17 protein-coding genes are annotated in these 22,724 nt (G+C 72.3%); 9 read left to right on the top strand and 8 right to left on the bottom strand.

Going from position 1 to position 22,724, the window contains the following annotated elements:
* The first annotated feature begins 117 nt into the window (after nucleotides 1–117).
* The 4 genes from SXIN_RS26170 to mshC all read left to right on the top strand — a co-directional run bounded on the left by SXIN_RS26170 (nucleotide 118) and on the right by mshC (nucleotide 3,823).
* Nucleotides 118–822 (top strand): histidine phosphatase family protein, encoded by a 705-nt coding sequence (locus SXIN_RS26170; RefSeq protein ID WP_095757621.1) that lies wholly within the window; start codon nucleotides 118–120, stop codon nucleotides 820–822.
* Nucleotides 823–952: 130 nt separating this feature from the next.
* On the top strand, nucleotides 953–1,543 hold the full coding sequence (locus SXIN_RS26175; RefSeq protein ID WP_039821228.1) for a DUF3090 domain-containing protein: 591 nt from the start codon (nucleotides 953–955) through the stop codon (nucleotides 1,541–1,543).
* Complete coding sequence (locus SXIN_RS26180) at nucleotides 1,507–2,376, top strand: SCO1664 family protein (protein ID WP_095757622.1); 870 nt, start codon at nucleotides 1,507–1,509, stop codon at nucleotides 2,374–2,376. Before SXIN_RS26175 ends, SXIN_RS26180 begins: the two co-directional genes overlap by 37 nt.
* A gap of 217 nt (nucleotides 2,377–2,593) precedes the next feature.
* A complete protein-coding gene (gene mshC, locus SXIN_RS26185; protein ID WP_095757623.1) occupies nucleotides 2,594–3,823 on the top strand; it encodes a cysteine--1-D-myo-inosityl 2-amino-2-deoxy-alpha-D-glucopyranoside ligase in 1,230 nt (409 codons plus the stop codon).
* 90 nt (nucleotides 3,824–3,913) lie between these two features.
* Here mshC and SXIN_RS26190 read toward each other — a convergent pair whose 3' ends face one another.
* The 6 genes from SXIN_RS26190 to SXIN_RS26215 form a co-directional block, all read right to left on the bottom strand.
* The gene (locus SXIN_RS26190) at nucleotides 3,914–5,224 is read right to left on the bottom strand and encodes a PAC2 family protein (RefSeq protein WP_238153869.1); all 1,311 of its coding nucleotides are present in this window, start codon (nucleotides 5,222–5,224) and stop codon (nucleotides 3,914–3,916) included.
* Nucleotides 5,225–5,448: 224 nt separating this feature from the next.
* Nucleotides 5,449–5,937, bottom strand: a complete 489-nt coding sequence (locus tag SXIN_RS26195; RefSeq protein WP_019708872.1) for a LysM peptidoglycan-binding domain-containing protein — start codon at nucleotides 5,935–5,937, stop codon at nucleotides 5,449–5,451.
* Nucleotides 5,938–6,138: 201 nt separating this feature from the next.
* Entirely contained in the window at nucleotides 6,139–7,758 is a 1,620-nt protein-coding gene (locus tag SXIN_RS26200) for a glycerol-3-phosphate dehydrogenase/oxidase (RefSeq protein WP_019708871.1), read from the bottom strand.
* A 5-nt stretch (nucleotides 7,759–7,763) separates the two neighbouring features.
* Nucleotides 7,764–9,299 carry a glycerol kinase GlpK gene (gene glpK, locus SXIN_RS26205; protein WP_019708870.1) on the bottom strand — a complete coding sequence of 512 codons (1,536 nt, stop codon included), beginning with the start codon at nucleotides 9,297–9,299 and terminating at the stop codon, nucleotides 7,764–7,766.
* 120 nt (nucleotides 9,300–9,419) lie between these two features.
* A complete protein-coding gene (locus tag SXIN_RS26210; RefSeq protein ID WP_019708869.1) occupies nucleotides 9,420–10,211 on the bottom strand; it encodes an MIP/aquaporin family protein in 792 nt (263 codons plus the stop codon).
* A gap of 246 nt (nucleotides 10,212–10,457) precedes the next feature.
* On the bottom strand, nucleotides 10,458–11,222 hold the full coding sequence (locus SXIN_RS26215; RefSeq protein ID WP_019708868.1) for an IclR family transcriptional regulator: 765 nt from the start codon (nucleotides 11,220–11,222) through the stop codon (nucleotides 10,458–10,460).
* A 235-nt stretch (nucleotides 11,223–11,457) separates the two neighbouring features.
* Between SXIN_RS26215 and metH the strand changes: the two genes are divergently transcribed.
* The 4 genes from metH (at nucleotide 11,458) to SXIN_RS26235 (ending at nucleotide 19,608) form a co-directional block, all read left to right on the top strand.
* The gene (metH, locus tag SXIN_RS26220) at nucleotides 11,458–14,967 is read left to right on the top strand and encodes a methionine synthase (RefSeq protein ID WP_019708867.1); all 3,510 of its coding nucleotides are present in this window, start codon (nucleotides 11,458–11,460) and stop codon (nucleotides 14,965–14,967) included.
* Between the two features lie 248 nt (nucleotides 14,968–15,215).
* Nucleotides 15,216–15,920 carry an HAD family hydrolase gene (locus tag SXIN_RS26225; protein WP_019708866.1) on the top strand — a complete coding sequence of 235 codons (705 nt, stop codon included), beginning with the start codon at nucleotides 15,216–15,218 and terminating at the stop codon, nucleotides 15,918–15,920.
* 442 nt (nucleotides 15,921–16,362) lie between these two features.
* Nucleotides 16,363–17,961 carry an ABC transporter substrate-binding protein gene (locus SXIN_RS26230; RefSeq protein ID WP_019708865.1) on the top strand — a complete coding sequence of 533 codons (1,599 nt, stop codon included), beginning with the start codon at nucleotides 16,363–16,365 and terminating at the stop codon, nucleotides 17,959–17,961.
* A 63-nt stretch (nucleotides 17,962–18,024) separates the two neighbouring features.
* On the top strand, nucleotides 18,025–19,608 hold the full coding sequence (locus SXIN_RS26235) for an ABC transporter substrate-binding protein (protein WP_420341068.1): 1,584 nt from the start codon (nucleotides 18,025–18,027) through the stop codon (nucleotides 19,606–19,608).
* Between the two features lie 84 nt (nucleotides 19,609–19,692).
* Here the strand turns inward: SXIN_RS26235 and SXIN_RS26240 are convergent, their stop codons facing one another.
* A complete protein-coding gene (locus SXIN_RS26240) occupies nucleotides 19,693–20,364 on the bottom strand; it encodes a response regulator (protein ID WP_019708863.1) in 672 nt (223 codons plus the stop codon).
* A 15-nt stretch (nucleotides 20,365–20,379) separates the two neighbouring features.
* Nucleotides 20,380–21,354 carry a RecB family exonuclease gene (locus tag SXIN_RS26245; RefSeq protein ID WP_095757624.1) on the bottom strand — a complete coding sequence of 325 codons (975 nt, stop codon included), beginning with the start codon at nucleotides 21,352–21,354 and terminating at the stop codon, nucleotides 20,380–20,382.
* Between the two features lie 125 nt (nucleotides 21,355–21,479).
* Here SXIN_RS26245 and SXIN_RS26250 point away from each other — a divergent pair, with 125 nt between their 5' ends.
* Nucleotides 21,480–22,715: a site-2 protease family protein gene (locus SXIN_RS26250; protein WP_043463392.1), complete on the top strand. Its 1,236-nt coding sequence runs from the start codon at nucleotides 21,480–21,482 to the stop codon at nucleotides 22,713–22,715.
* Nucleotides 22,716–22,724 lie beyond the last annotated feature (9 nt).

A 22,724-nucleotide genomic window follows, 5' to 3' on the forward strand; every position in this document is an offset into this window, starting at 1 on the left:
CGCGTGACCGCCGGGGGAGCGGAGGACGCGGGCCGGGCCGCCCGTGCGGGGCCCCGGCCCGCCCCGGGCACCGGAGGCCCGCCGCCGGCCACCCGCCGCACGCCCTAGGCTGGCGCCATGCCCACGCTGCTTCTCGTCCGGCACGGCCGGTCCACCGCCAACACCGCCGGGATCCTCGCCGGATGGACCCCGGGCGTCGGACTCGACGAGCGCGGCGCCGCCCAGGCCGCCGCGCTGCCGGCCCGGCTCGCGGGGCTCCCGCTGGCCGCCGCCGTCACCAGCCCGCTGCAGCGCTGCCGGGAGACGCTGCGCCCGCTGCTGGACGCCCGGCCCGGCCTGCCGCTCCACGCCGACGAGCGGATCGGCGAGTGCCATTACGGCGACTGGTCCGGCCGGAAGCTGGCCGAACTCGCCGAGGAGCCGCTGTGGACCACCGTGCAGCGGCACCCCTCCGCGGCCGAGTTCCCCGGCGAGGAGGGGGAATCCGTACGGGCCATGCAGGCGCGTGCCGTTGACGCGGTCCGCGACTGGAACACCCGGATCGAGGCGGAACACGGCCCCGACGCCGTCTACGTCATGTGCTCGCACGGCGACGTCATCAAGTCCGTCGTGGCCGACGCCGTCGGACTGCACCTCGACCACTTCCAGCGGCTCGCGGCCGAGCCCGGCTCCGTCACCGCCGTCCGCTACACCCCGCTCCGCCCCTTCCTGCTGCGGCTCGGCGACACCGGTGACCTGGCCGGCCTGGCACCCGCCTCCACCGGCCCGGACAGCACCGCGGCGGGGGACGCCGCGGTCGGAGGCGGTGCGGGCGCACCGTGATCGCCGACCACAGTAGGGTGGACAGCCCGCGGGCGGGCGGCCCTCCGCGCGACCGCCCGGCACCCGCGGCCGCGGCCGCCGCCGGGCACCGCCGACATCCCGAGACCACCGAGCAGACATGGAGCAGGACGTGCCCCGTCAGGTGTTCCTCTACGACCAGCCGGACCGGTTCGTCGCCGGTACGGTCGGACTGCCTGGGCGCCGGACCTTCTTCCTCCAGGCAAGCGCGGGCAGCCGGACCACGAGCGTCGCTCTGGAGAAGACCCAGGTCGAGGCGCTCGCCGAACGCATAGACGAACTGCTGGACGAGGTGGTGCGCCGCACCGGCGGCAACGCCCCCGTACCCGCCGTCGCCCCCGCCGAGGAGTCCGACACCGAGCCGCTCGAAACGCCGGTGGAGGAGGAGTTCCGCGTCGGCACCATGGCGCTGGCCTGGGACGGCGAGGACGAGTGCATGATCGTGGAGGCGCAGGCCCTCGTCGAACTGGAGGCCGGGTCCGACGAGGATCTGGCCGAGGCCGAGGAGAAGCTCCTGCAGGACGAGGAGAACGGCCCGCCCGTGCTGCGGGTGCGCCTCACCGGCAGCATGGCCCGCGCGTTCGCCAAGCGCGCGATGGACGTGGTCAACGCCGGACGGCCGCCCTGCCCGCTGTGCAGTCTGCCGCTCGACCCGGAGGGACACGTATGTCCGCGCCAGAACGGATACCGCCGGGGCCTGTGACCTCCGCGGAGACGGCCGGCCCGGCGGACGGGGCGCCCACCGGCCCGCCCGGCGCCCTCGCCCTGCTGGCGCGCGGCGAACTGACGGTGGACGGCCGGGTCGGCGGCGCTTCGAACACCGTGCTGCGCTGCACCGCCGAACTCGACGGGCGGCGCGCGGCCTGCGTCTACAAGCCCGTCGCCGGTGAGCGCCCGCTCTGGGACTTCCCCGACGGCAGCCTCGCCCGCCGCGAGACGGCCGCCTACGAGGTCTCCCGCGCCACCGGCTGGGATCTCGTCCCGCCGACCGTGCTGCGGGACGGCCCCTACGGCGAGGGCATGTGCCAGCTGTGGATCGAGGCGGACCCGGAGGCCGCGCTGCTGGCCCTGGTCGAGGCCGAGGAGCCCGGGCCCGGCTGGCGGGCGGTCGGCTTCGCGGACGTGGGGGAGGGGCGCACCGCCCTGCTCGTCCACGCCGACGACCCCCGGCTGCGCCGGCTCGCCGTGTTCGACGCCGTCGTCAACAACGCCGACCGCAAGGGCGGCCATCTGCTGCCCGACGCGGGCGGCCGGCTCCACGCCATCGACCACGGCGTGACGTTCAACGCGGAAGACAAACTCCGCACCCTGCTGTGGGGGTGGGCCGGGGAACCGCTGCCCGCGGAGGCGGTCGGGGTGCTGGAGCGGCTGGCGGAGGAACTGGCCCCCGGCGGCCCGCTGGCCGGCCGGCTCGCCGGGCTGATCACCCCCGCCGAGACGGACGCCGTCCGGACGCGGGTGGCCCGGCTGCTCCGCACGGGGCGCCACCCGGAACCGGGCGGCGACTGGCCGGCGATCCCCTGGCCGCCGATCTGAGCCCCGGCCGGTCCGCCGGGCCGGTCCGCCGGGCCGGTCCGCCGGGCCGGTGTGCCGGGGGAGCCGCCGGGCCGGGCCGCGAACCGGGTCGTTCCGGCGCGTCGTAACGCGGGGCCGTACGGAAGGGCATCCCGCCGGCCCGCGCGCAAGACGGCCGATCCGGCCAGGTGCGGCGGCCGGTTCGTATCCGGACAGTGCATCCGGTTACGCTCATGACATGTATGCCTGGCCCGCTTCCGAGGTCCCCGCCCTGCCCGGCCGTGGCCGCGACCTCCGGATCCACGACACCGCGACCGGGGGGACGATCACCCTCGACCCCGGTCCCGTAGCCCGCATCTACGTCTGCGGCATCACCCCGTACGACGCGACCCACCTGGGTCATGCGGCGACCTACACCGCGTTCGACCTCGTCCAGCGCGTATGGCTCGACACCAAGCGGCAGGTCCACTACGTCCAGAACGTCACCGATGTCGACGATCCGCTGCTGGAGCGGGCCGTCGCCAACGGTGACGACTGGACCGAGCTCGCCCGGCGCGAGACCGCCCTCTTCCGCGAGGACATGACCGCCCTGCGGATGCTGCCGCCGCGCCACTACATCGGCGCCGTCGAGGCCATACCCGGCATCCTGCCGCTGGTCGAGCGGCTCCTGGAGACCGGCGCCGCCTACGAGCTGGAGGGGGACGTCTACTTCTCGGTCCAGGCCGACCCGGACTTCGGCGAGGTCGCCGGGCTCGACGCGGAAACGATGCGGCTGCTCTCCGCCGAGCGCGGCGGCGACCCGGACCGCCCCGGCAAGAAGGACCCCATCGACCCCATGCTCTGGATGGCCGCGCGCGAGGGCGAGCCCAGCTGGGACGGCGGGAGCCTCGGCCCCGGCCGGCCCGGCTGGCACATCGAGTGCGTGGCCATCGCCCTGGACCACCTCGGCATGGGCTTCGACGTCCAGGGCGGCGGCTCCGACCTGGCCTTCCCGCACCACGAGATGGGCGCCTCGCACGCCCACGCGCTCACCGGCGAGCGCCCCTTCGCCAAGGCGTACGTCCACGCCGGGATGGTCGCCCTGCACGGCGAGAAGATGTCCAAGTCCAAGGGCAACCTGGTGTTCGTCTCCGCACTGCGCCGCGAGGGCGTGGACCCGGCAGCGATCCGGCTGGCCCTGCTCGCCCACCACTACCGCTCCGACTGGGAGTGGACCGACGCCGACCTGGCCGGGGCCACGGCCCGGCTGGACCGCTGGCGCGCGGCCGTCTCCCGGCCGGACGGGGCACCGGCCGGCGCCCTCGTCGAGGAGATCCGCGCGGCGCTGGCGGACGACCTGGACGCCCCGGCGGCCCTCGCCGCGGTGGACCGCTGGGCCGCGGGCCAGGAGGCCACCGGCGGTACGGACGAGTCGGCGCCCGGACTGGTGTCCCGCGCCGTGGACGCGCTGCTGGGCGTGGCCCTCTGAACCCGGCCGCCCGCTCATCCCGCTGATCCCGCTCATGGGAACGGGGCGCCCCCGGCACCGGGAGCGCCCCGTTCTCCGGCTGGTCCGCCGCTACTCGTCCCCGGCGCCCGGGCCGTCCTCGGTGTCGCCGCCGCCGGAGTTACCGTTGCCGGAGTTCCCGGAGCCGGGGTTCCCGGAGCCGGTGCCGGACGGGCCGCCGTCCGCGTCCCCGTCCTTCTCCCGGTCCGCGCGCTCCTGGCCCACGCGCCCGCGGCCGCGCGGGCGGCTCCGGCCGCCGCGGCCGTTCCCGGTCTTCCCGCGGCCGCCGGTTCCGTCCTCCCCGGCCCCGTCCTTCCCCGCGTCCTCCCGGCCGGGCCCGCCCTCCGCGGTGCCGCGGCCGCCGTCCGCGCTCTCCCCGTCCGCCGGGTGGCCGGACGTGTCACCGGCCGTGTCCTCCGGCGTGACGGGCTTCTCCGGGCGTCCGGTCCCCGCCGAGGGGTCCCGCAGATACGCGCCGCTGTCCCGCCCCTCCGGTGTGGAGCCGGTCTCGGTGGCGTGGCCGCCCGGCGCGGCGCCCGGCCTGCCGTCCCGCCGTCGCAGATAGCGTTCGAACTCCCGCGCGATCGCCTCGCCGGACGCCTCCGGCAGCTCGGCGGTGTCCCGGGCCTCCTCCAGCGTCTGCACGTACTCGGCGACCTCGCTGTCCTCGGCCGCCAGCTGGTCCACGCCGAGCTGCCAGGCTCGCGCGTCCTCCACCAGTTCCCCGGTGGGAACGCGCAGCCCGATCAGGTCCTCCAGCCGGTTGAGGAGGGCGAGCGTCGCCTTGGGGTTGGGCGGCTGGGACACGTAGTGCGGCACGGCCGCCCACAAACTCACCGCCGGCACCCCCGCGTGCGTGCACGCCTCCTGGAGGACGCCGACGATGCCCGTGGGGCCCTCGTAGCGCGTCTCCTCCAGGTCCATGGTGCGGGCCAGCTGGGGGTCGGAGGTGACGCCGCTGACCGGAACCGGACGGGTGTGCGGGGTGTCGCCCAGCAGCGCGCCCAGGATCACGATCATCTCGACGCCCAGCTCGTGGGCGAAGCCGAGGAGCTCGTTGCAGAACGAGCGCCAGCGCATGCTCGGTTCGATACCGCGGACCAGTACCAGGTCGCGCGGCTTCTCCCCGCCGACCCGGACCACGGAGAGCCGGGTGGTGGGCCATGTGATCTTGCGGACCCCGTCTTCGAGGAAGACGGTCGGACGGTTGACCTGGAAGTCGTAGTAGTCCTCGGCGTCGAGCGCCGCGAAGACCTCGCCCTTCCACTCCCGGTCGAGGTGGACGACCGCGGCGGAAGCGGCGTCGCCCGCGTCGTTCCAGCCTTCGAACGCGGCCACCATGACCGGGTCGATCAGCTCGGGAACCCCCTCGAGCTCGATCACCCAGCGCCTCCTTCCGCCGCGGCCGGGGGCGCTTCCCCCGGCACCCCGGCTGCTGTTCCGTCACGTGCGGCACCCAGCCTACGGCTTCCGGCGCGGCCGTCGGCAGGCCAGGCCGGGGGACACGGAATCCGTCCGCGTCCCGGGCCGGACGGATGCCGCACCCCGGCCCGCGCCGGGGTGCGGCATCCGTTCCGCACGGGAGAACCTGCCCGGCGGGAGGGCGTTCACGCGCCGATGGGTATCCGCAGCAGCTGCCCGGGGACGATCACGTCCGGGTCGGTGAGCTGCGGGTTGGCCCGTACGATGCGCGGGAAGAGGCGGGCGTCGCCGTAGTGGGCCCGGGCGATGGCCGACAGGGTCTCGCCCCGCACCACGGTGTGCTCGCGGTAGCCGATGTAGCCGGGCACGATCCGCGGGCCGTAGATCACGGGCACGGTCACCAGGTTGATCTCCTCGCCGTCCGCGGCGCTGACCTCGAAGACCTGGACGTACAGCCGGTCCAGGGTGAAGGCCGCCTTGCTGACGTCGGCCTGTACCTGGAACTGCCCGTGCTCGCCGGTTCCGCCGCCGACCGTGAAGTACCCGGTCACCTCGTCGTGGCCCTCGCCGACCCGGTAGCTGAGATTCGCCTCGAAGCCGGTGCCGACCCCCGCGATGAGGACGGGGTCGCCGACCAGGTCCCACTCCCGCGGCTGGTCGATGCGGTTCGTCATCGTCGAACGCCCCCCTCTGTCGTGGTGATGGCCTTCACCCCCTGGAGTACCGAACCCACGGGCGGTCAAACGCCGTCCGTGCCACGGCTGTTCGAGTGGCGCACGCCGCGGGGTTCCCCGGGTAGCCGGACGGGGCGGGGCGGAGGGGAGGCGGTGGGAGGCCCGCGCCGTGCGGCCGCCTCCCCTCCGGTCGCGGCCCGCTCAGCCCGCGCGGGCGGCCAGGATCTCCTCCACCCGGGCGCGGACCTCCGGGGTGTCCAGACCGCGGACCGTGAGGGTGGTCCGGCGGCGCAGCACGTCGTCGGCCGTCTCGGCCCACTCGTGGTCGCGGGCGTAGACGACCTGGGCCCAGATCTCCGGCCCGTCCGGGTGGATGCGCTCGCCGAGCGCCGGGTCCTCGTCGGCGAGCCGGGCGATGTCGAGCGCCAGCGAGCCGTAGTGGGTGGCCAGCTGGCGTGCCGTCAGCGGGTCCATCCGGGAGCCGGGGTCCCGGCTGACCAGCAGCCGGTGCGCCACCGCGTTCGGATTGGCGATCCCCGGCAGCGGCACCCGGCGCGGCAGCTGCGACAGCGGCTCCATGTCCTCGGCGAGCGCCCCGTCCGGCAGCGAGGCCAGCTTGCGCATGACCACCCGGCCGATGTGGCGGTACGTCGTCCACTTGCCGCCCGCGACGGACAGCATGCCGCCCCGGCCCTCGGTCACCACCGTCTCCCGCTTGGCCTGCTCCACCCCGCCGGGGCCGCCGGGCAGCACCCGCAGGCCGGCGAAGGCGTAGGTCAGCAGATCGGGTGAGAGGTGCTCGTCGCGCACCGAGTGGGCGGCCTCGTCCAGGATCTGGGCGATGTCGGTCTCGGTGGCCCGGACGTCCGCCGGGTCGCCCTCGTACGGCTCGTCGGTGGTGCCGAGCAGCAGCTGGTCCTCCCAGGGGAGGGCGAAGGTGATGCGGTACTTGTCGATCGGCGTGGCCATGGCGGCCCGCCACGGTGCCTTCCGCCGCAGCACCAGATGCGCGCCCTTGGAGAGCCGGATGCTGGGTGCGGAGTTCTTGTCCTCCATCCGCCGCAGCCGGTCGATCCAGGGGCCGGTGGCGTTGAGGACGAGACGGGCGTCGACGCTGAACTCGGTGCCGTCCAGCCGGTCCCGCAGCTCGGCGCCGGTGACCCGGCCGCGGGTGAAGCGCAGCCCGGTCACCTCCGCGTGGTTGAGAACCGCGGCACCGGATCCGGCGGCCGCCCGTACGGTCATCACGGCGACCCGGGAGTCGTTCATCTGGTGGTCGCCGTAGACGGCCACGGCCTTGAGGTTCTCGGTGCGCAGCGCCGGGTTGGCGGCGGCCGCGCGGGCCGGGGATATGACCCGGCCCACGCCGTCGCCGAAGGCCGAGAGCGCGGAGTAGGCGAAGACGCCCGCGCCGAGCTTGGCCGCGCCGTGCGGACCGCCCTTGTAGACCGGCAGGTGGAAGGTGAGCGGGTTGACCAGGTGCGGGGCCACGTCCCGGGCCAGCACCCGCCGTTCGTGGTGGTTCTCCGCCACCAGCTTGACCGCGCCGGTCTGCAGGTAGCGCAGACCGCCGTGGACGAGCTTGGAGGAGGCGGAGGAGGTGGCGCCGGCGAAGTCGCCGGCGTCCACCATCGCCACCCGCAGACCCGACTGCGAGGCGTGCCAGGCGACCGAGGTGCCCAGGATGCCGCCGCCGATCACCAGCAGGTCGTAGGTTCCCCGGGAGAGCCGGTCGCGGGTCTCGGCGCGGCCGCCGGGCCGCGGTGCCGCGGCCGGGGAGCCTCCGGTGGCCGGAGGGCTCTGCGGGATCGGGATCGTCATCTGACTCAGTGCTCCTGTTCGTCGTTCTCGAGCCAGCCCATGGTCCGTTCCACGGCCTTGAGCCAGCTCTTGTACTCGCGGTCCCGGTCCGCCGCGTCCATCCGGGGCGTCCACTCGGCGGCGCGGCGCCAGTTGGCGCGCAGCGCGTCGGTGTCCGGCCAGTAGCCGACGGCGAGTCCGGCCGCGTAGGCGGCGCCGAGGCAGGTGGTCTCGGCGACGAGCGGGCGCACCACGGGGGCGTCCAGGACGTCGGCGAGGGTCTGCATCAGCAGGTTGTTGGAGGTCATGCCGCCGTCGACCTTGAGGGAGGTCAGCTCGGTGCCGGAGTCCTTGCTCATGGCGTCGGTGATCTCCCGGGTCTGCCAGGCGGTGGCCTCCAGGACGGCGCGGGCGATGTGCGCCTTGGTGACGTAGCGGGTGAGTCCGGCGATCACTCCGCGGGCGTCGTCGCGCCAGTACGGCGCGAAGAGCCCGGAGAAGGCCGGGACGAAGTAGGCGCCGCCGTTGTCCTCGACGGAGCTGGCGAGGGTCTCGATCTCCGCGGCGCTGTTGATCAGCCCCATCTGGTCGCGCATCCACTGGACGAGCGCGCCGGTGACGGCGATCGAGCCCTCCAGGGCGTACACGGGCGCCTGGTCGCCGATGCGGTAGCCGACCGTGGTGACCAGCCCGTGGTACGAGTTGACGGGCTCCCCGGCGGTGTTCATCAGCAGGAACGTTCCGGTGCCGTAGGTGGACTTGGCCTCGCCCTTCTCGAAGCAGGTCTGGCCGAACAGCGCCGCCTGCTGGTCGCCGAGCGCCGAGGCCACGGGCACCCCGGCGAGCGCGCCGCTCCTCGCCTCGCCGTACACCTCCGCGGAGGAGCGGATCTCCGGCAGCACGGCGGCGGGCACGCCCATCGAGTGCAGGATCTTCGGGTCCCACTGCAGGGTGTGGAGGTTCATCAGCATGGTGCGGGAGGCGTTGGTGACGTCGGTGACGTGGACGCCGCCGTCCGGGCCGCCGGTGAGGTTCCAGATGACCCAGGAGTCCATGGTGCCGAAGAGGATCTCGCCGGCCTCGGCGCGCTCGCGCAGGCCGTCGACGTTGTCGAGCAGCCAGCGGATCTTCGGGCCGGCGAAGTAGGAGGCCAGCGGCAGGCCGGTCTCGCGGCGGAACCGGTCCTTGCCGACGTTGCGGCCGAGCTCGCGGCAGAGCGCGTCGGTCCGGGTGTCCTGCCAGACGATGGCGTTGTGCACCGGCTCACCGGTGGCCTTGTCCCACAGAAGAGTGGTCTCGCGCTGGTTGGTGATGCCGATCGCCTTGACGTCGGCGGCGGTGATCCCGGCCTTCTCGACGGCGCCGTCGACGACCTGCCGGACGTTCGTCCAGATCTCGGCGGCGTCGTGTTCCACCCAGCCCGGCTTGGGGAAGATCTGCTCGTGCTCCTTCTGGTCGACCGCGACGATCCGCCCGTCGGTGTCGAAGACGATGCAGCGGCTGGAGGTGGTGCCCTGGTCGATGGCGGCGATGAAGGGGCCGGCGGTGTGCGCGTCGGTCACGGTGTGCTCCTGGAGTCCGATGGCGGGAGGGGCATGCGGGACGGGGGGTGGCTCAAGCTCCGGTGCGTGTGGTGCGTACGGCGCTCGCGGTGTGTGCGGCGCCCGTGGTGCGGACGGGGATCAGGCGAAGGCGAGCTGGTAGATCCCGCCGGCGAGGGCGCCGCCGAGCAGCGGGCCGACCACCGGGACCCAGGCGTAGCCCCAGTCGGAGCCGCCCTTGTTCGGCAGCGGCAGCAGCGCGTGCACGATCCGGGGACCGAGGTCGCGTGCCGGGTTGATGGCGTAACCGGTCGGACCGCCGAGCGAGAAGCCGATACCGGCCACGACGAGGGCGACGATCAGCACGCCGGTGCCCGACACGCCCAGACCCTCGGTCAGGCCCAGGGTGAGGATGGAGAGGACGAGCACGGTGGTGGCGATGGTCTCGGTCATCAGGTTCTGCACGGCGTTGCGGATCTCCGGGCCGGTGCAGAAGATGCCGAGCACGGGTCCGGCGGCGGGGGCGTTGTCCTGCTCGACCAGGCCCTCCGGGCCGGTCCGGGCCTCGGCCAGGACCTGCGGGTCGGTCAGGTGGTCACGGAAGTGGCCGTAGTAGGTCAGCCAGACCAGGGCGGCGCCGATCATCGCGCCCAGCATCTGCGAGACGAAGTAGAGCGGCACGTCCGACCACGCGGTGGTGCCCTGGATGGCCAGGCCGAGGGTGACCGCCGGATTGATGTGCGCGCCGGATACGCCGACCGCGATGTAGGCGCCGGTGAGGACCGCGAAGCCCCACCCGAGGGCGATGGCGATCCAGCCGGCGTTGAGGGCCTTCGAGCGCTTGAGGGTGACGGCGGCCACGACGCCGCCGCCCATGAGGATGAGTACGGCGGTCCCGATGGTCTCGCCGATGAAGATGTCGGAGCTGGACACCCGCGACTCCTTTGTCCTTCGTCCAGGGGGCAGGACGGGCCCGGGGTCCCACCCGTGGCCCGCGCCCTCGGTGAGGGCGGTCACCGGTCGGCGGCTGGCGGCACCGTGATCAATATTGTCGTCAGGTGTTCGACAATGCCGACCGGAGAACGGCAGTTTTCTTCACGGGTCCCAGCACGTCAAGAGCCCGCGGGCGAAAAAGCCGCCGATCCGACCCGTGCGTAGAGCAAGGGTGACAGAGGGTGTTCAGAATCGCCCGGCGCCGAGATCCCGGGAAACCGCCCGGGCGCAGTCCCGCACCGCCGCGACCAGCCGCGATCGCAGCTCGGCGCCGTCGCAGACCCGCTCCACCGCTCCGGTGACGCCCACCGCTCCGACGGGCATCCGCCGCCGGTTGTGGATGGGCGCGGCCACGGAGGCCACTCCGGCCCAGGTCTCCTCGATGTCGGAGGCCCAGCCCCGGGCCCGGGTCAGGTCGAGGACGGCCTCGAACTCCTCCGGCCCGGTCACCGTGCGGCCCGTGAAGGCCTCCCGTCCGCCCTCCACGGCCTCGGCGTGCGCCACCGGGTCGTAGGCCGCCAGCACCTTGCCCAGCGCCGTGCTGTGCAGCGGCTGCATGGCGCCGACCTCCAGGACCTGCCGGCTGTCGTCCGGCCGGAAGACGTGGTGCACGATCAGCACGCCGCTCTGGTGCAGCACCCCCAGGTGGACGCTCTCCCCGCTGGACCGCGCCAGGTCGTCGGTCCACACCAGGGCCCGCGCCCGCAGCTCGTTGACGTCCAGGTAGCTCTGGCCCAGCCGCAGCATCTCGGCGCCGAGCTGGTAGCGGCCCGAGGCCGGGTCCTGCTCGACGAAGCCCTCCTGCTGGAGCGTGCGGAGGATGCCGTGCGCGGTGCCCTTGGCCAGTCCCAGCGCGGCGGCCACCTCGGACAGGCCGAGCCGGCGCTCGCCGCCCGCCAGGAGCCGCAGCATCGCCGCGGCCCGCTCCAGGGACTGGATGGTCCGAGCCATCGGGCAACCTCCATCGTTGCGGATTCGGCAATGCTGAACAGTATCGGCCTATGCCGACCCGGGGGTACCGCACCGGGAACCACCCGGCGGAATCCCGGCGGCTGCCCGTGGCCGGAACATAGTCCGCCCAGTGGAACGCCCCGGACCCCGGGCACCATCACGGCTACGCTGACCGGGTGCGCTCTCCGCATGAAGGGCGCAAAGCCGACAGCCGTCGCACCTCAGGGAGTTTTCCATGGGCTCGATCCAGCCATCGACCAGCAGCACCGACCGCGTCTCCGCTCTGAGGGAGGCACTGGCCACCCGGGTGGTGGTGGCGGACGGGGCGATGGGGACGATGCTCCAGGCGCAGGAGCCGAGTCTGGAGGACTTCGAGCAGCTGGAGGGCTGCAACGAGATCCTGAACGTCACCCGTCCCGACATCGTGCGCTCGGTCCATGACGCGTACTTCGCGGTGGGGGTGGACTGTGTGGAGACCAACACCTTCGGCGCCAACCACGCCGCGCTGGCGGAGTACGACATCGCCGGCCGGATCTTCGAGCTGTCCGAGGCGGGGGTGCGGATCGCGCGCGAGTCGGCCGACGCGTTCACCGCCGGGGACGGCCGCCCGCGCTGGGTCCTGGGCTCGATGGGCCCCGGCACCAAGCTCCCCACGCTCGGCCATGTCCGCTACGGCGTGCTGCGCGACGCCTATCAGCGGAACGCCGAGGGCATGATCGCCGGCGGGGCGGACGCGCTGCTGGTGGAGACCACCCAGGATCTGCTGCAGACCAAGGCCGCCGTCCTCGGCGCGAAGCGTGCGCTGCGGGAGACGGGCACGGACCTGCCGGTGATCGTGTCGGTGACGGTGGAGACCACGGGGACGATGCTGCTGGGCTCGGAGATCGGCGCGGCGCTCACCGCCCTGGAGCCGCTGGGCATCGACATGATCGGCCTGAACTGCGCCACCGGCCCCGCCGAGATGAGCGAACACCTGCGCCATCTGGCCCGCCACGCGCGGGTGCCGCTGTCGTGTATGCCCAATGCCGGGCTGCCCGTGCTGGGCAAGGACGGCGCCCACTACCCCCTCACCCCGGCCGAACTGGCCGACGCGCAGGAGACGTTCGTGCGCGAGTACGGGCTGTCCCTGGTCGGCGGCTGCTGCGGCACCACCCCCGAGCATCTGCGGCAGGTCGTCGAACGGGTGCGGGACCTGACCCCCGCCGCGCGGGAGCCGCGTCCCGAGCCGGGCGCGGCCTCGCTCTACCAGAGTGTGCCGTTCCGGCAGGACACGGCGTATCTGGCGATCGGGGAGCGCACCAACGCCAACGGTTCGAAGAAGTTCCGCGAGGCGATGCTGGAGGGCCGCTGGGACGACTGTGTGGAGATGGCGCGGGAGCAGATCCGCGAGGGCGCCCACCTGCTGGACGTGTGCGTGGACTACGTGGGCCGTGACGGGGTGGCCGACATGGAGGAGATCGCCGGGTGTTTCGCCACCGCCTCGACCCTGCCGCTGGTGCTGGACTCCACCGAACCGGCCGTCATCCGGGCGGGGCTGGAGAAGCTCGGCGGCCGCGCGGTGATCAACTCCGTCAACTACGAGGACGGCGACGGGCCGGATTCGCGGTTCGCGAAGATCACCCAGCTTGCGGTGGAGCACGGGGCGGCGCTGATCGCGCTGACCATCGACGAGGAGGGCCAGGCCCGCACCTGCGAGCACAAGGTCGCCGTCGCCGAGCGTCTGATCGCCGACCTCACCGGCACCTGGGGCGTGCACAAGAGCGACATCCTCATCGACTGCCTCACCTTCACCATCGCCACCGGCCAGGAGGAGTCCCGCAAGGACGGCCTGGCCACCATCGAGGCGATCCGCGAGCTCAAACGCCGCCACCCGGACGTCCAGACCACCCTGGGCCTGTCGAACATCTCCTTCGGGCTCAACCCGGCCGCCCGTATGGTGCTCAACAGCGTCTTCCTGGACGAGTGCGTCAAGGCCGGGCTCGACTCCGCTATCGTCCACGCCTCCAAGATCGTGCCGATCGCCCGGCTGGAGCCGGAGCAGCGCGAGGTCGCCCTCGACCTGATCCACGACCGCCGGCGCGAGGGCTACGACCCGCTGCAGCGGTTCCTGGAACTGTTCGAGGGCGTGGACAGCAAGTCGATGAAGGCGGGCCGGGCCGAGGAACTGGCCGCCCTGCCGCTGGAGGAGCGCCTGCAGCGCCGCATCATCGACGGCGAGCGCAACGGCCTGGAGGCCGACCTGGACGAGGCCCTGCGGGAGCGCCCCGCCCTGGAGATCGTCAACGACACCCTGCTGGCCGGCATGAAGGTCGTCGGCGAACTGTTCGGATCCGGACAGATGCAACTGCCGTTCGTGCTGCAGTCCGCCGAGGTCATGAAGACGGCCGTGGCCCATCTGGAGCCGCACATGGACAAGGCCGAGGGCGAGGAGGGCAAGGGCACCATCGTGCTGGCCACCGTCCGCGGCGACGTCCACGACATCGGCAAGAACCTCGTCGACATCATCCTCTCCAACAACGGCTACACCGTCGTCAACCTCGGCATCAAACAGCCGGTCTCCGCCATCCTGGAAGCCGCACAGGAACACCGGGCCGACGTCATCGGCATGTCCGGCCTCCTGGTCAAATCCACCGTGATCATGAAAGAGAACCTGGAGGAGCTCAACCAGCGCAAGCTGGCCGCCGACTACCCCGTCATCCTCGGCGGCGCCGCCCTCACCCGCGCCTACGTCGAGCAGGACCTCCACGAGATCTACCAGGGCGAGGTCCGCTACGCCCGGGACGCCTTCGAGGGCCTGCGGCTGATGGACGCCCTGATCGCCGTCAAACGCGGCGTCCCCGGCGCCGCCCTCCCCGAACTGCGGCAGCGCCGGGTCCCCCGCCGGGACACCGAGATCACCGAGCCGGAACCGGCCGAGGGCGTGCGCTCCGACGTCGCCACCGACAACCCCGTGCCCACCCCGCCGTTCCGCGGCACCCGCGTCGTCAAGGGCATCCAGCTCAAGGAGTACGCCCCCTGGCTGGACGAGGGCGCGCTCTTCAAGGGGCAGTGGGGACTCAAGCAGTCCCGCACCGGCGACGGCCCCACCTACGAGGAACTGGTCGAGAGCGAGGGCCGCCCCCGGCTGCGCGGCTGGCTCGACCGGCTCCAGACCGAGAACCTCCTGGAAGCCGCCGTCGTCTACGGCTACTTCCCCTGCGTCTCCAAGGGCGACGACCTGATCATCCTGGGGGAGGACGGCGCCGAGCGGACCCGCTTCACCTTTCCCCGCCAGCGCCGCGGCCGCCGGCTCTGCCTGGCCGACTTCTTCCGCCCCGAGGAATCCGGCGAGACCGATGTGGTCGGCCTGCAGGTCGTCACCGTCGGCTCCCGCATCGGCGAGGAGACCGCCAAACTCTTCGCCGCCGACGCCTACCGCGACTACCTCGAACTCCACGGCCTCTCCGTCCAGCTCGCCGAAGCCCTCGCCGAGTACTGGCACGCCCGCGTCCGCGCCGAACTCGGCTTCGCCGGGGAGGACCCGGCGGCCATGGAGGACATGTTCGCCCTCAAGTACCGGGGTGCCCGCTTCTCCCTGGGCTACGGGGCCTGTCCCGACCTGGAGGACCGGGCGAAGATCGCCGCACTGCTGGAGCCCTCGCGGATCGGCGTCGAGCTCTCCGAGGAGTTCCAGCTCCACCCCGAGCAGTCCACCGACGCCATCGTCATCCACCACCCCGAGGCCAAGTACTTCAACGCCCGGTAGGGCGGAGAGGGCCCCGCGCGGCCCTGCCCCGCCCGCCGCCCGTACCCGCCTCGCGCCGCCCGGGGGCGGGTACGGGCGGCGGGTGACCCGGAGTGGCGCACGGCGGCCTCGCCGCGACGCTCGGTAGCGGCCCGTCGTACACTGGTCGGTCCGGCACGGCCGGTCGCACCCCCACCCGGGGCCGCGGCCGGCCCTCTTTGGCCTCCGAGGCCGGACACGGCCGGCGACCTTTCACGAGAGGGGCAAGGATGACCAGCAGCATCCCCGCGCTCGGCACCCGGACGGCTGAGGGAACCACCACCCTGCAGGCCGTGCTGCTCGACATGGACGGCACACTCGTCGAGACCGAGGGCTTCTGGTGGGACGCCGAGGTGGAGGTCTTCGCCGAACTCGGCCACATCCTCCACGACCACCACCGCGAGGTCGTGGTCGGCGGCCCCATGAGCCGCAGCGCCGGCTACCTCATCGAGGTCACCGGCGCCGACATCACCGTCCCCGAACTCTCCGTGCTCCTCAACGACCGCTTCGAGGAGATGATGGGCCGCGGGGTGCCGCTGATGCCCGGCGCCGCCCGGCTGCTGGCCGAGCTGGCCGCGCACCGGGTGCCGACCGCGCTGGTCTCCGCCTCGCACCGGCGCGTCATCGACCGGGTCCTGGAGTCGGTCGGGGCCGGTCACTTCGACCTCACCCTGGCCGGGGACGAACTGGAGCGGACGAAGCCGCACCCGGACCCGTACCTGATGGCGGCCGCCAAGCTGGGAGCCGACCCCGCGCGCTGCGCGGTGATCGAGGACACCCCGACCGGCGTGGCCTCGGCGGAGGCGGCGGGCTGCCCGGTGGTGGCCGTGCCCTCGGTGGTCCCCATCGAACCGGCCCCGCGGCGCCCCGTCGTCAGCTCTCTCGAAGAAGTCGACCTTCCCTTTCTGCACGGATTGATCACGGGAATGCACTGAACCGCACACGGTGCGTATGGCGGCGGAAAGAACACGACCGTCGGCGCCTGTCCGGTCATTTTCCGTAACGAATGCGCGGCGGAATTCCCGGTGATCCGGCCGTGATCCCGCGGTGATCCCGCCGGAAATCCATGACGTGACCTTTCTCACGCCCGTGCCGGTCGACAAGGGTGGGCGGGAGTGCTCTCCCGCGCCCGTGGCGGCCCGGATGCGCACCCTTCTGTCCCCATAGGTGGGTTAACGCGGCAATCATTCCGGCGTCCGGATAGTGGACGGGGTGCGGCTGTTATCAGCGTGTTATGGAGCGTCAACTTCGCCCCGTTCCAGCATCCCTGGCAGCGCCGACTAATGTTTCGCCAGAACTTCACCACAGCCCCTGTGACCAGCGTGCCGAGGTCGGTATGGTCCCCGGGACGGATCGCAATGCAGGAGAACCCCGACGATGAATCGCAAGACTCTGGCACTGCCGGCCGCCATCGGGTTGCTGGTGCCGGTCCTGGCCGCTTGCGGTGCCACGGGGGGATCCGCGGCGGACGACGCGATCGTCGTCGGCACCACGGAGCAGTTCGTCCTCACCGAGGACAACCCGGCGCCCTTCGACCCCGCGCTGGCCTATGAAATGGCCTCCTGGAACGTCCTGCGCAACACCTTCCAGACGCTGATGGCCCTGCCCCGCTCCGGCAGCGAGCCGGTCCCCGAGGCGGCCACCAAATGCGGCTTCTCCGACCGGCGCAACGAGCAGTACCGCTGCACCCTGCGCGAGGGCCTGAAGTTCTCCAACGACAACCTCCTCACCGCCGAGGACGTGAAGTTCTCGGTCGAGCGGACCCTGGGGATCGAGGACCCCAACGGCCCGGTCTCCCTGATCTCGAACATCGACCGGATCGAGACCCTCGGGGATCTGGAGGTCGTCTTCCACCTCAAGAAGCCGGACGCGACCTTCCCGTACAAGCTCGCCACCCCCGCCGCCGCGATCGTGGACTCCCAGAGCTACAAGCGGCGTGCGCTCCGCGACGGCTTCGAGGTGTCCGGCTCCGGCCCCTACACCCTGGAGACGAAGGAGAAGGACGGCTCCGTCCAGTCCCTCGTCTTCACCAAAAACCGGAACTACCAGGGCCAGCTCAAACTCCGGAACGACAAGGTCGAGCTGCGGATCCTCCAGGACTCCACGGCCATGGAGAAGGCTCTCAAGGCCGGCGACATCGACCTGATGACCCGCAGCATGTCCCCCGAGCAGATCGCCCGGCTGGCGAAGGGCGAGGACAAGGACATCGAGCTGGTCGAGATGCCCGGCCAGGAGATCCGCTACCTCGTCTTCGACACCGAGCACCCGGTGGCCGGCCGGAAGGCCGTACGGCGCGCGGTCGCGCAGATCGTCGACCGCCAGGAACTCGCCCGCGACGTGTACGCGCGCAGCGCCGATCCGCTCTACTCCATGATCCCGAGCAGTGTCGACGCGCACGTCAACTCCTTCTTCAACCGGTACGGGGAGCCCGACGCCGACGCCGCCCGCAGGACCCTGGCCTCCGCCGGTGTCGAGACCCCGGTGAAGCTGGAGCTGGCCTACACCACGGACCACTACGGCCCGGCCACGGCCGTGGAGTTCGAGACCCTGCAGAAGCAGCTGAACAGAACGGGTCTCTTCGACGTAACGATCAAGGGCGTTCCGTGGAAGACGTACCGCCCCAGCCAGACGGAGGGCGAGTACGCCGTCTACGGCATGGGCTGGTTCCCGGACTTCCCCGACCCCGACAACTTCACGGCCCCGTTCTTCTCCGAGGACAACTTCCTCAACAGCCCGTACGACAACAAGGAGATCCACAGCCAGCTGATTCCGGAGACCCGGCAGCAGGCCGAACGGACCGGCGCCACCAAGAGTTTCGAGGAGATCCAGGACATCGTCGCCGAGGACGTGCCGCTGCTGCCGCTGTGGCAGGGCAAGCAGTACGTCGCGGCCCGGAACACCGTCACCGGTGTGGAGTGGGCGCTGAACTCGTCGTCGGTCCTGCAACTGTGGGAACTCGGCCGCACGGTCGGCTGACCTGACCAGTCGTGGCACCGACGGGGGCCGGTGCCGATCGAGAAGAGTGTGAGGAATGTGCGCGTGAGGATACGTCATCACCTGTTCGCGGTCCCCATCGCGATGGGGCTGCTGGCCGGTTGCGGCGGGGGGGACGCCGACTCGGCCGGCACGGGTGAGCCGATCGTCATGGGAATGACGGACGAGATCGCGGCGACCGACCCGGCCTCCGGCTACGACCCCGGCTCCTGGCTGCTGTTCAACAACGTCTTCCAGTCCCTGATGAGCTTCCCCCGGGGCGGTACGACACCGCAGCCCGAGGCGGCCGAGCGCTGCGGCTTCGACGACGGAGCCAGCAAGGTCTACCGCTGCGAGCTCAAGGACGGGCTCACGTTCAGCAACGGCAACAGCCTGACCTCCGAGGACGTGGCGTTCTCCTTCCGCCGGACGCTGAAGATCAACGACGAGAACGGCCCGGCCGTCATGCTGACGTCGATCGACAAGGTCGAGACCCCGGACAAGAAGACCGTCGTCTTCAAGCTCAAGTTCCCCGACGCGACCTTCCCCATGAAGATCGCCTCCGGCGCCGGCTCGATCGTGGACCACCGCGAGTACGAGATGGACAAGCTCCGCACCGACGGCAAGGCCATCGGCTCGGGTGTCTACAAGCTCGACTCCTACACGCCGGAGAGCGAGGCGAAGTTCTCCGTCAACCCGGACTACAAGGGCCCCGCCAAGGTCAAGAACTCCGGCATGACGATGAAGCTCTTCAACGGCGACCAGCCGGCCCTGAAGAGCGCCCTGCAGGAGGGCGAGGTCGACCTCGCCTACCGCGGTCTCTCCATCAAGGACATCAACGAGCTGGAGACCGCCACGACCGACGAGAAGAACGGCCTGGAGGTCATCGAGGGCACCAGTGCCGAGGTCCAGCACCTGGTCTTCAACGTCGACGACCCGGTCATCGGCAAGGAGGGGGTGCGCAAGGCCATCGCCTATCTCGTCGACCGCAGCGCCCTGGTCCGCGACGTCTACAAGTACACCGCCAAGCCGCTGTACTCGATCGTCCCGGCGGGCATCACCAGCCACAACACGGCCTTCTTCGACGTCTACGGCGACCGTCCGCAGCGGGACAAGGCCGAGGAGGCCCTCCGCGAGGAGGGCATCACCGGCCGGCTCAAGGTCACGCTCTGGGCCACCCCCACCCGCTACGGCCCCGGCACCGTCCCCGGATTCCAGAAGCTCGCCCAGCAGCTCAACGCCAGCGGGCTGTTCGACGCCGATGTGAAGAGCGTCGAACTGGACGAGTACGAAGAGGGCATCAAGAACGGCGACTACGGCATCTACGTCAAGGGCTGGGTGCCCGACTACCCGGACCCGGACAACTTCACCGCGCCGTTCTTCGGCGAGGGCAACGTCCTCTCCAACAACTACGAGTCCAAGCGCATCGTGAAGCAGCTCATCCCGAGCACCGCCGCGGAGGCCAACCGGGCCGCGACCGCCGCGAACTTCGGCGAACTGCAGGACATCGTCGCCGAGGAACTGCCGGTGCTGCCGCTCTGGCAGGGCAAACAGTACGCCGTGGCGCACCAGGACGTCGCCGGCCTGGAGTGGTCGCTGGACGCCTCGACCGTCTTCCGCTTCTGGGAGATCAGCAAGATCCAGGACTGACCGCGGCGCCCCGCCGCACCACCCGGCCCGATGCGCAGGAGAGGCCGGCCCGAACCCGGGCCGGCCTCTCTCCGCGCGGGCCGCTCACCCGGCGCCGGGCCGCACCAGTCCGCTCTCGTAGGCGTAGACCGCCGCCTGCACCCGGTCCCGCAGGCCGAGCTTCGTCAGCACATGCCCCACATGGGTCTTGACCGTGGTCTCGCTAACGAAGAGATCGGCCGCGATCTCCGCGTTGGAGAGCCCCTTCGCGACCAGCTTCAGCACCTCGACCTCGCGGTCGGTCAGGGTGTGCAGCGTGTCGGGCACCGGCTCCTCGCCCGAGGGCAGCTTCGCCGCGTACTTGTCGAGCAGCCGGCGGGTGATGCTCGGCGCCAGCATGGCCTCGCCCGAGGCGACCACCCGGATCGCCTGCACCAGCTCCTGGGCGGGGGCGTCCTTGAGGAGGAAGCCGCTCGCCCCGGCGCGGAGCGCCTCGACCACGTACTCGTCGAGGTCGAACGTGGTCAGGACCAGCACCTTCGCCGGCCCGTCCCGCCCCGGGCCGGTGATCTGCCGGGTGGCCTCGACCCCGTCCATCCGGGGCATCCGGATGTCCATCAGCACCACATCCGGTTGCAGGGCCCGGACCTGGTCCAGGGCCTGCAGCCCGTCACCGGCCTCACCGACGACGGCGATGTCCTGTTCCGCCTCCAGGATCATCCGGAAACCGGTGCGCAACAGCGGCTGGTCGTCGACCAGGAGGACACGGATGGCCACAACAGGACTCCTTCGCTAGACGCCGCCCATTCTGCCCTGGCCGGGTACCCGCGGGCCGCCCGGTTCCCCGGACGGGGCCGCCACGGGCAGCAGCGGGTAGGGCGGGGGCGTACCGCCGAACTCCGGGCACACCGCCCGGTGGTCGCACCAGTCGCACAGCCGGTTCCGCCGGGGACGCCAGTCCCCGGAGTCCGTGGCCCGGCGGATGGCGTCCCACAGAGCCAGCAGCTTCCGCTCGGTGGCCCGCAGGTCCTCCTCGGCCGGGTCGTACGTCAGGACGTCCCCGCTGCCGAGATAGACCAGCTGCAGCCGGCGCGGCACCGTGCCCCGCAGCCGCCAGAGGACCAGCGCGTAGAACTTCATCTGGAACAGCGGTCCCGCCGCGTACTCCGGGCGCGGGGCCTTCCCCGTCTTGTAGTCGACGATCCGCACGTCACCACTCGGCGCGACGTCCACCCGGTCGATGATGCCGCGCAGCCGGAGCCCGGAGTCCAGCGTGGTCTCCACGAACAGCTCCCGCTCCGCCGGTTCCAGCCGGGCCGGGTCCTCCAGCGTGAACCACCGCTCCACCAGCCGCTCCGCCTCGGCGAGCCACCCGGCCAGGCGCGCGGGGTCCGCGGACCCGCCGTCCCCCTCGCCGTCCTCCGCCCCGTCCTCCCGGAACAGCCCGGCCAGCTCCGGCCGCGCCGTCAGCAGCCGCTCCCACTCGCCGGGTACCAGCGCCCGGGCCCGCGGCGCCGTCCGCTCCGCCGCGGGGGCGTCGAACAGCCGCTCCAGCACCGCGTGGACCAGCGTCCCGCGGGCGGCCGCCTCGCTGGGCTTCTCCGGCAGCCTGTCGATCACCCGGAAGCGGTAGAGCAGCGGGCAGGTCATGAAGTCGGCGGCGCGCGACGGCGACAGCGACGCCGGCGGCGCGGCCGCCGCTCCGCGCCCGCGGCCGGTCCTCCGGCCGCCGCGTCCGCCGTCCGCGTGCTCGGTGCTGGTGTCCATGGCGTACGACCCTATGGCCCGGGACCGACACCGGTCCGCATACCATCGACGGCAGACCTCCTCGGGCCGCCCGTTCGCGGGACCGGACGACCGCGGCGCGGGGGAACGAGCGACGAAGGGACACCGTGGACGAGAGCGGCGAGAGCGGGAAGCCGCAGTCCGGCGGCGGGGGAGCGGCGGGCGGCGACGGCGAGCCGAAGCGGCCGCGCGGAACGGGGGGCGGCATCCTCATGGGCCGCCCGTTCGGGGTGCCCGTCTACGTCGCCCCCAGCTGGTTCCTGGTGGCCGCCCTGATCACCTGGGTCTTCGGCGAGCAGCTCGAACGGGTGCTGCCCGAACTCGGCAGCCTCCGCTACCTCGTCTCGCTCTTCTTCGCCGTCGCCTTCTACGGGTCCGTGCTCGTCCACGAACTGGCGCACACCGTCGTCGCGCTCCACTACAAGCTGCCGGTCCGCCGCATCCAGCTGCAGTTCTTCGGCGGGGTGTCGGAGATCGAGAAGGAGTCCGAGACCCCGGGCCGGGAGTTCGTGCTCGCCTTCGTCGGCCCGCTGCTCTCCCTCGCCCTCGCCGGGGTCTTCTACCTCGGCATGTACGCCGTCGAGCCCGGCACCGTCCCCGGCGTGCTGCTGGCCGGCCTGATGATCTCCAATCTGATCGTTGCCGTCTTCAACCTGTTGCCCGGACTCCCCCTGGACGGCGGCCGGATGCTCCGCGCCGTGGTCTGGCGGATCACCGGCAGGCCGATGACCGGCACCGTGGCCGCCGCCTGGACCGGCCGGGCCCTCGCGGTCGCCGTGCTGGTCGGCCTGCCGCTGCTCACCCACTCCGGCAGCCTCGGCAACCCCCCGGAGGACATCGGCGGGGTCGACACCATCACCGACGCGCTGCTCGCGGCCATCCTCGCGGCGATCATCTGGACCGGCGCCGGCAACAGCCTGCGCATGGCCCGGCTCCGCGAGCGCCTCCCCGAGCTCCGGGCCCGCAACCTCACCCGGCGCGCGGTCCCCGTCACGGCCGACACCCCGCTCTCCGAGGCGCTGCGCCGCGCGAACGAGGCGGGGGCCCGGGCCCTCGTGGTGGTCGACGGCCAGGGCGAGCCCACGGCCCTCGTCCGCGAGGCCGCGATCGCCGGGGTGCCCGAGCACCGCCGCCCCTGGATCGCCGTCGGCGGCCTCGCCCAGGACCTCAAGCCCGGCCTGCGGGTCTCGGCGGACCTCGCCGGGGAGGACCTCCTGGAGACACTGCGGGCCACGCCCGCCACCGAGTACCTGGTCGTCGAGGAGACCGGCGAGGTCTACGGCGTCCTCTCCACCGCCGACGTCGAACGCGCCTTCGTCTCGGCGATGGCCCGCAACCCCTGACCCGCCCGG

The organism is Streptomyces xinghaiensis S187, assembly GCF_000220705.2.
Classification (GTDB): Bacteria; Actinomycetota; Actinomycetes; order Streptomycetales; family Streptomycetaceae; genus Streptomyces; species Streptomyces xinghaiensis.

Excerpts from the sequence above, each read along its gene's own strand:
- SXIN_RS26195 (WP_019708872.1), bottom strand. The coding sequence starts at position 5,937 with ATGACGAACCGCATCGACCAGCCGCGGGAGTGGGACCTGGTCGGCGAC.
- SXIN_RS26170 (WP_095757621.1), top strand. The coding sequence starts at position 118 with ATGCCCACGCTGCTTCTCGTCCGGCACGGCCGGTCCACCGCCAACACC.
- SXIN_RS26230 (WP_019708865.1), top strand. The coding sequence starts at position 16,363 with ATGAATCGCAAGACTCTGGCACTGCCGGCCGCCATCGGGTTGCTGGTG.
- SXIN_RS26245 (WP_095757624.1), bottom strand. The coding sequence starts at position 21,354 with ATGGACACCAGCACCGAGCACGCGGACGGCGGACGCGGCGGCCGGAGG.
- SXIN_RS26225 (WP_019708866.1), top strand. The coding sequence starts at position 15,216 with ATGACCAGCAGCATCCCCGCGCTCGGCACCCGGACGGCTGAGGGAACC.
- mshC (WP_095757623.1), top strand. The coding sequence starts at position 2,594 with ATGTATGCCTGGCCCGCTTCCGAGGTCCCCGCCCTGCCCGGCCGTGGC.
- SXIN_RS26215 (WP_019708868.1), bottom strand. The coding sequence starts at position 11,222 with ATGGCTCGGACCATCCAGTCCCTGGAGCGGGCCGCGGCGATGCTGCGG.
- metH (WP_019708867.1), top strand. The coding sequence starts at position 11,458 with ATGGGCTCGATCCAGCCATCGACCAGCAGCACCGACCGCGTCTCCGCT.
- SXIN_RS26200 (WP_019708871.1), bottom strand. The coding sequence starts at position 7,758 with ATGACGATCCCGATCCCGCAGAGCCCTCCGGCCACCGGAGGCTCCCCG.
- SXIN_RS26180 (WP_095757622.1), top strand. The coding sequence starts at position 1,507 with ATGTCCGCGCCAGAACGGATACCGCCGGGGCCTGTGACCTCCGCGGAG.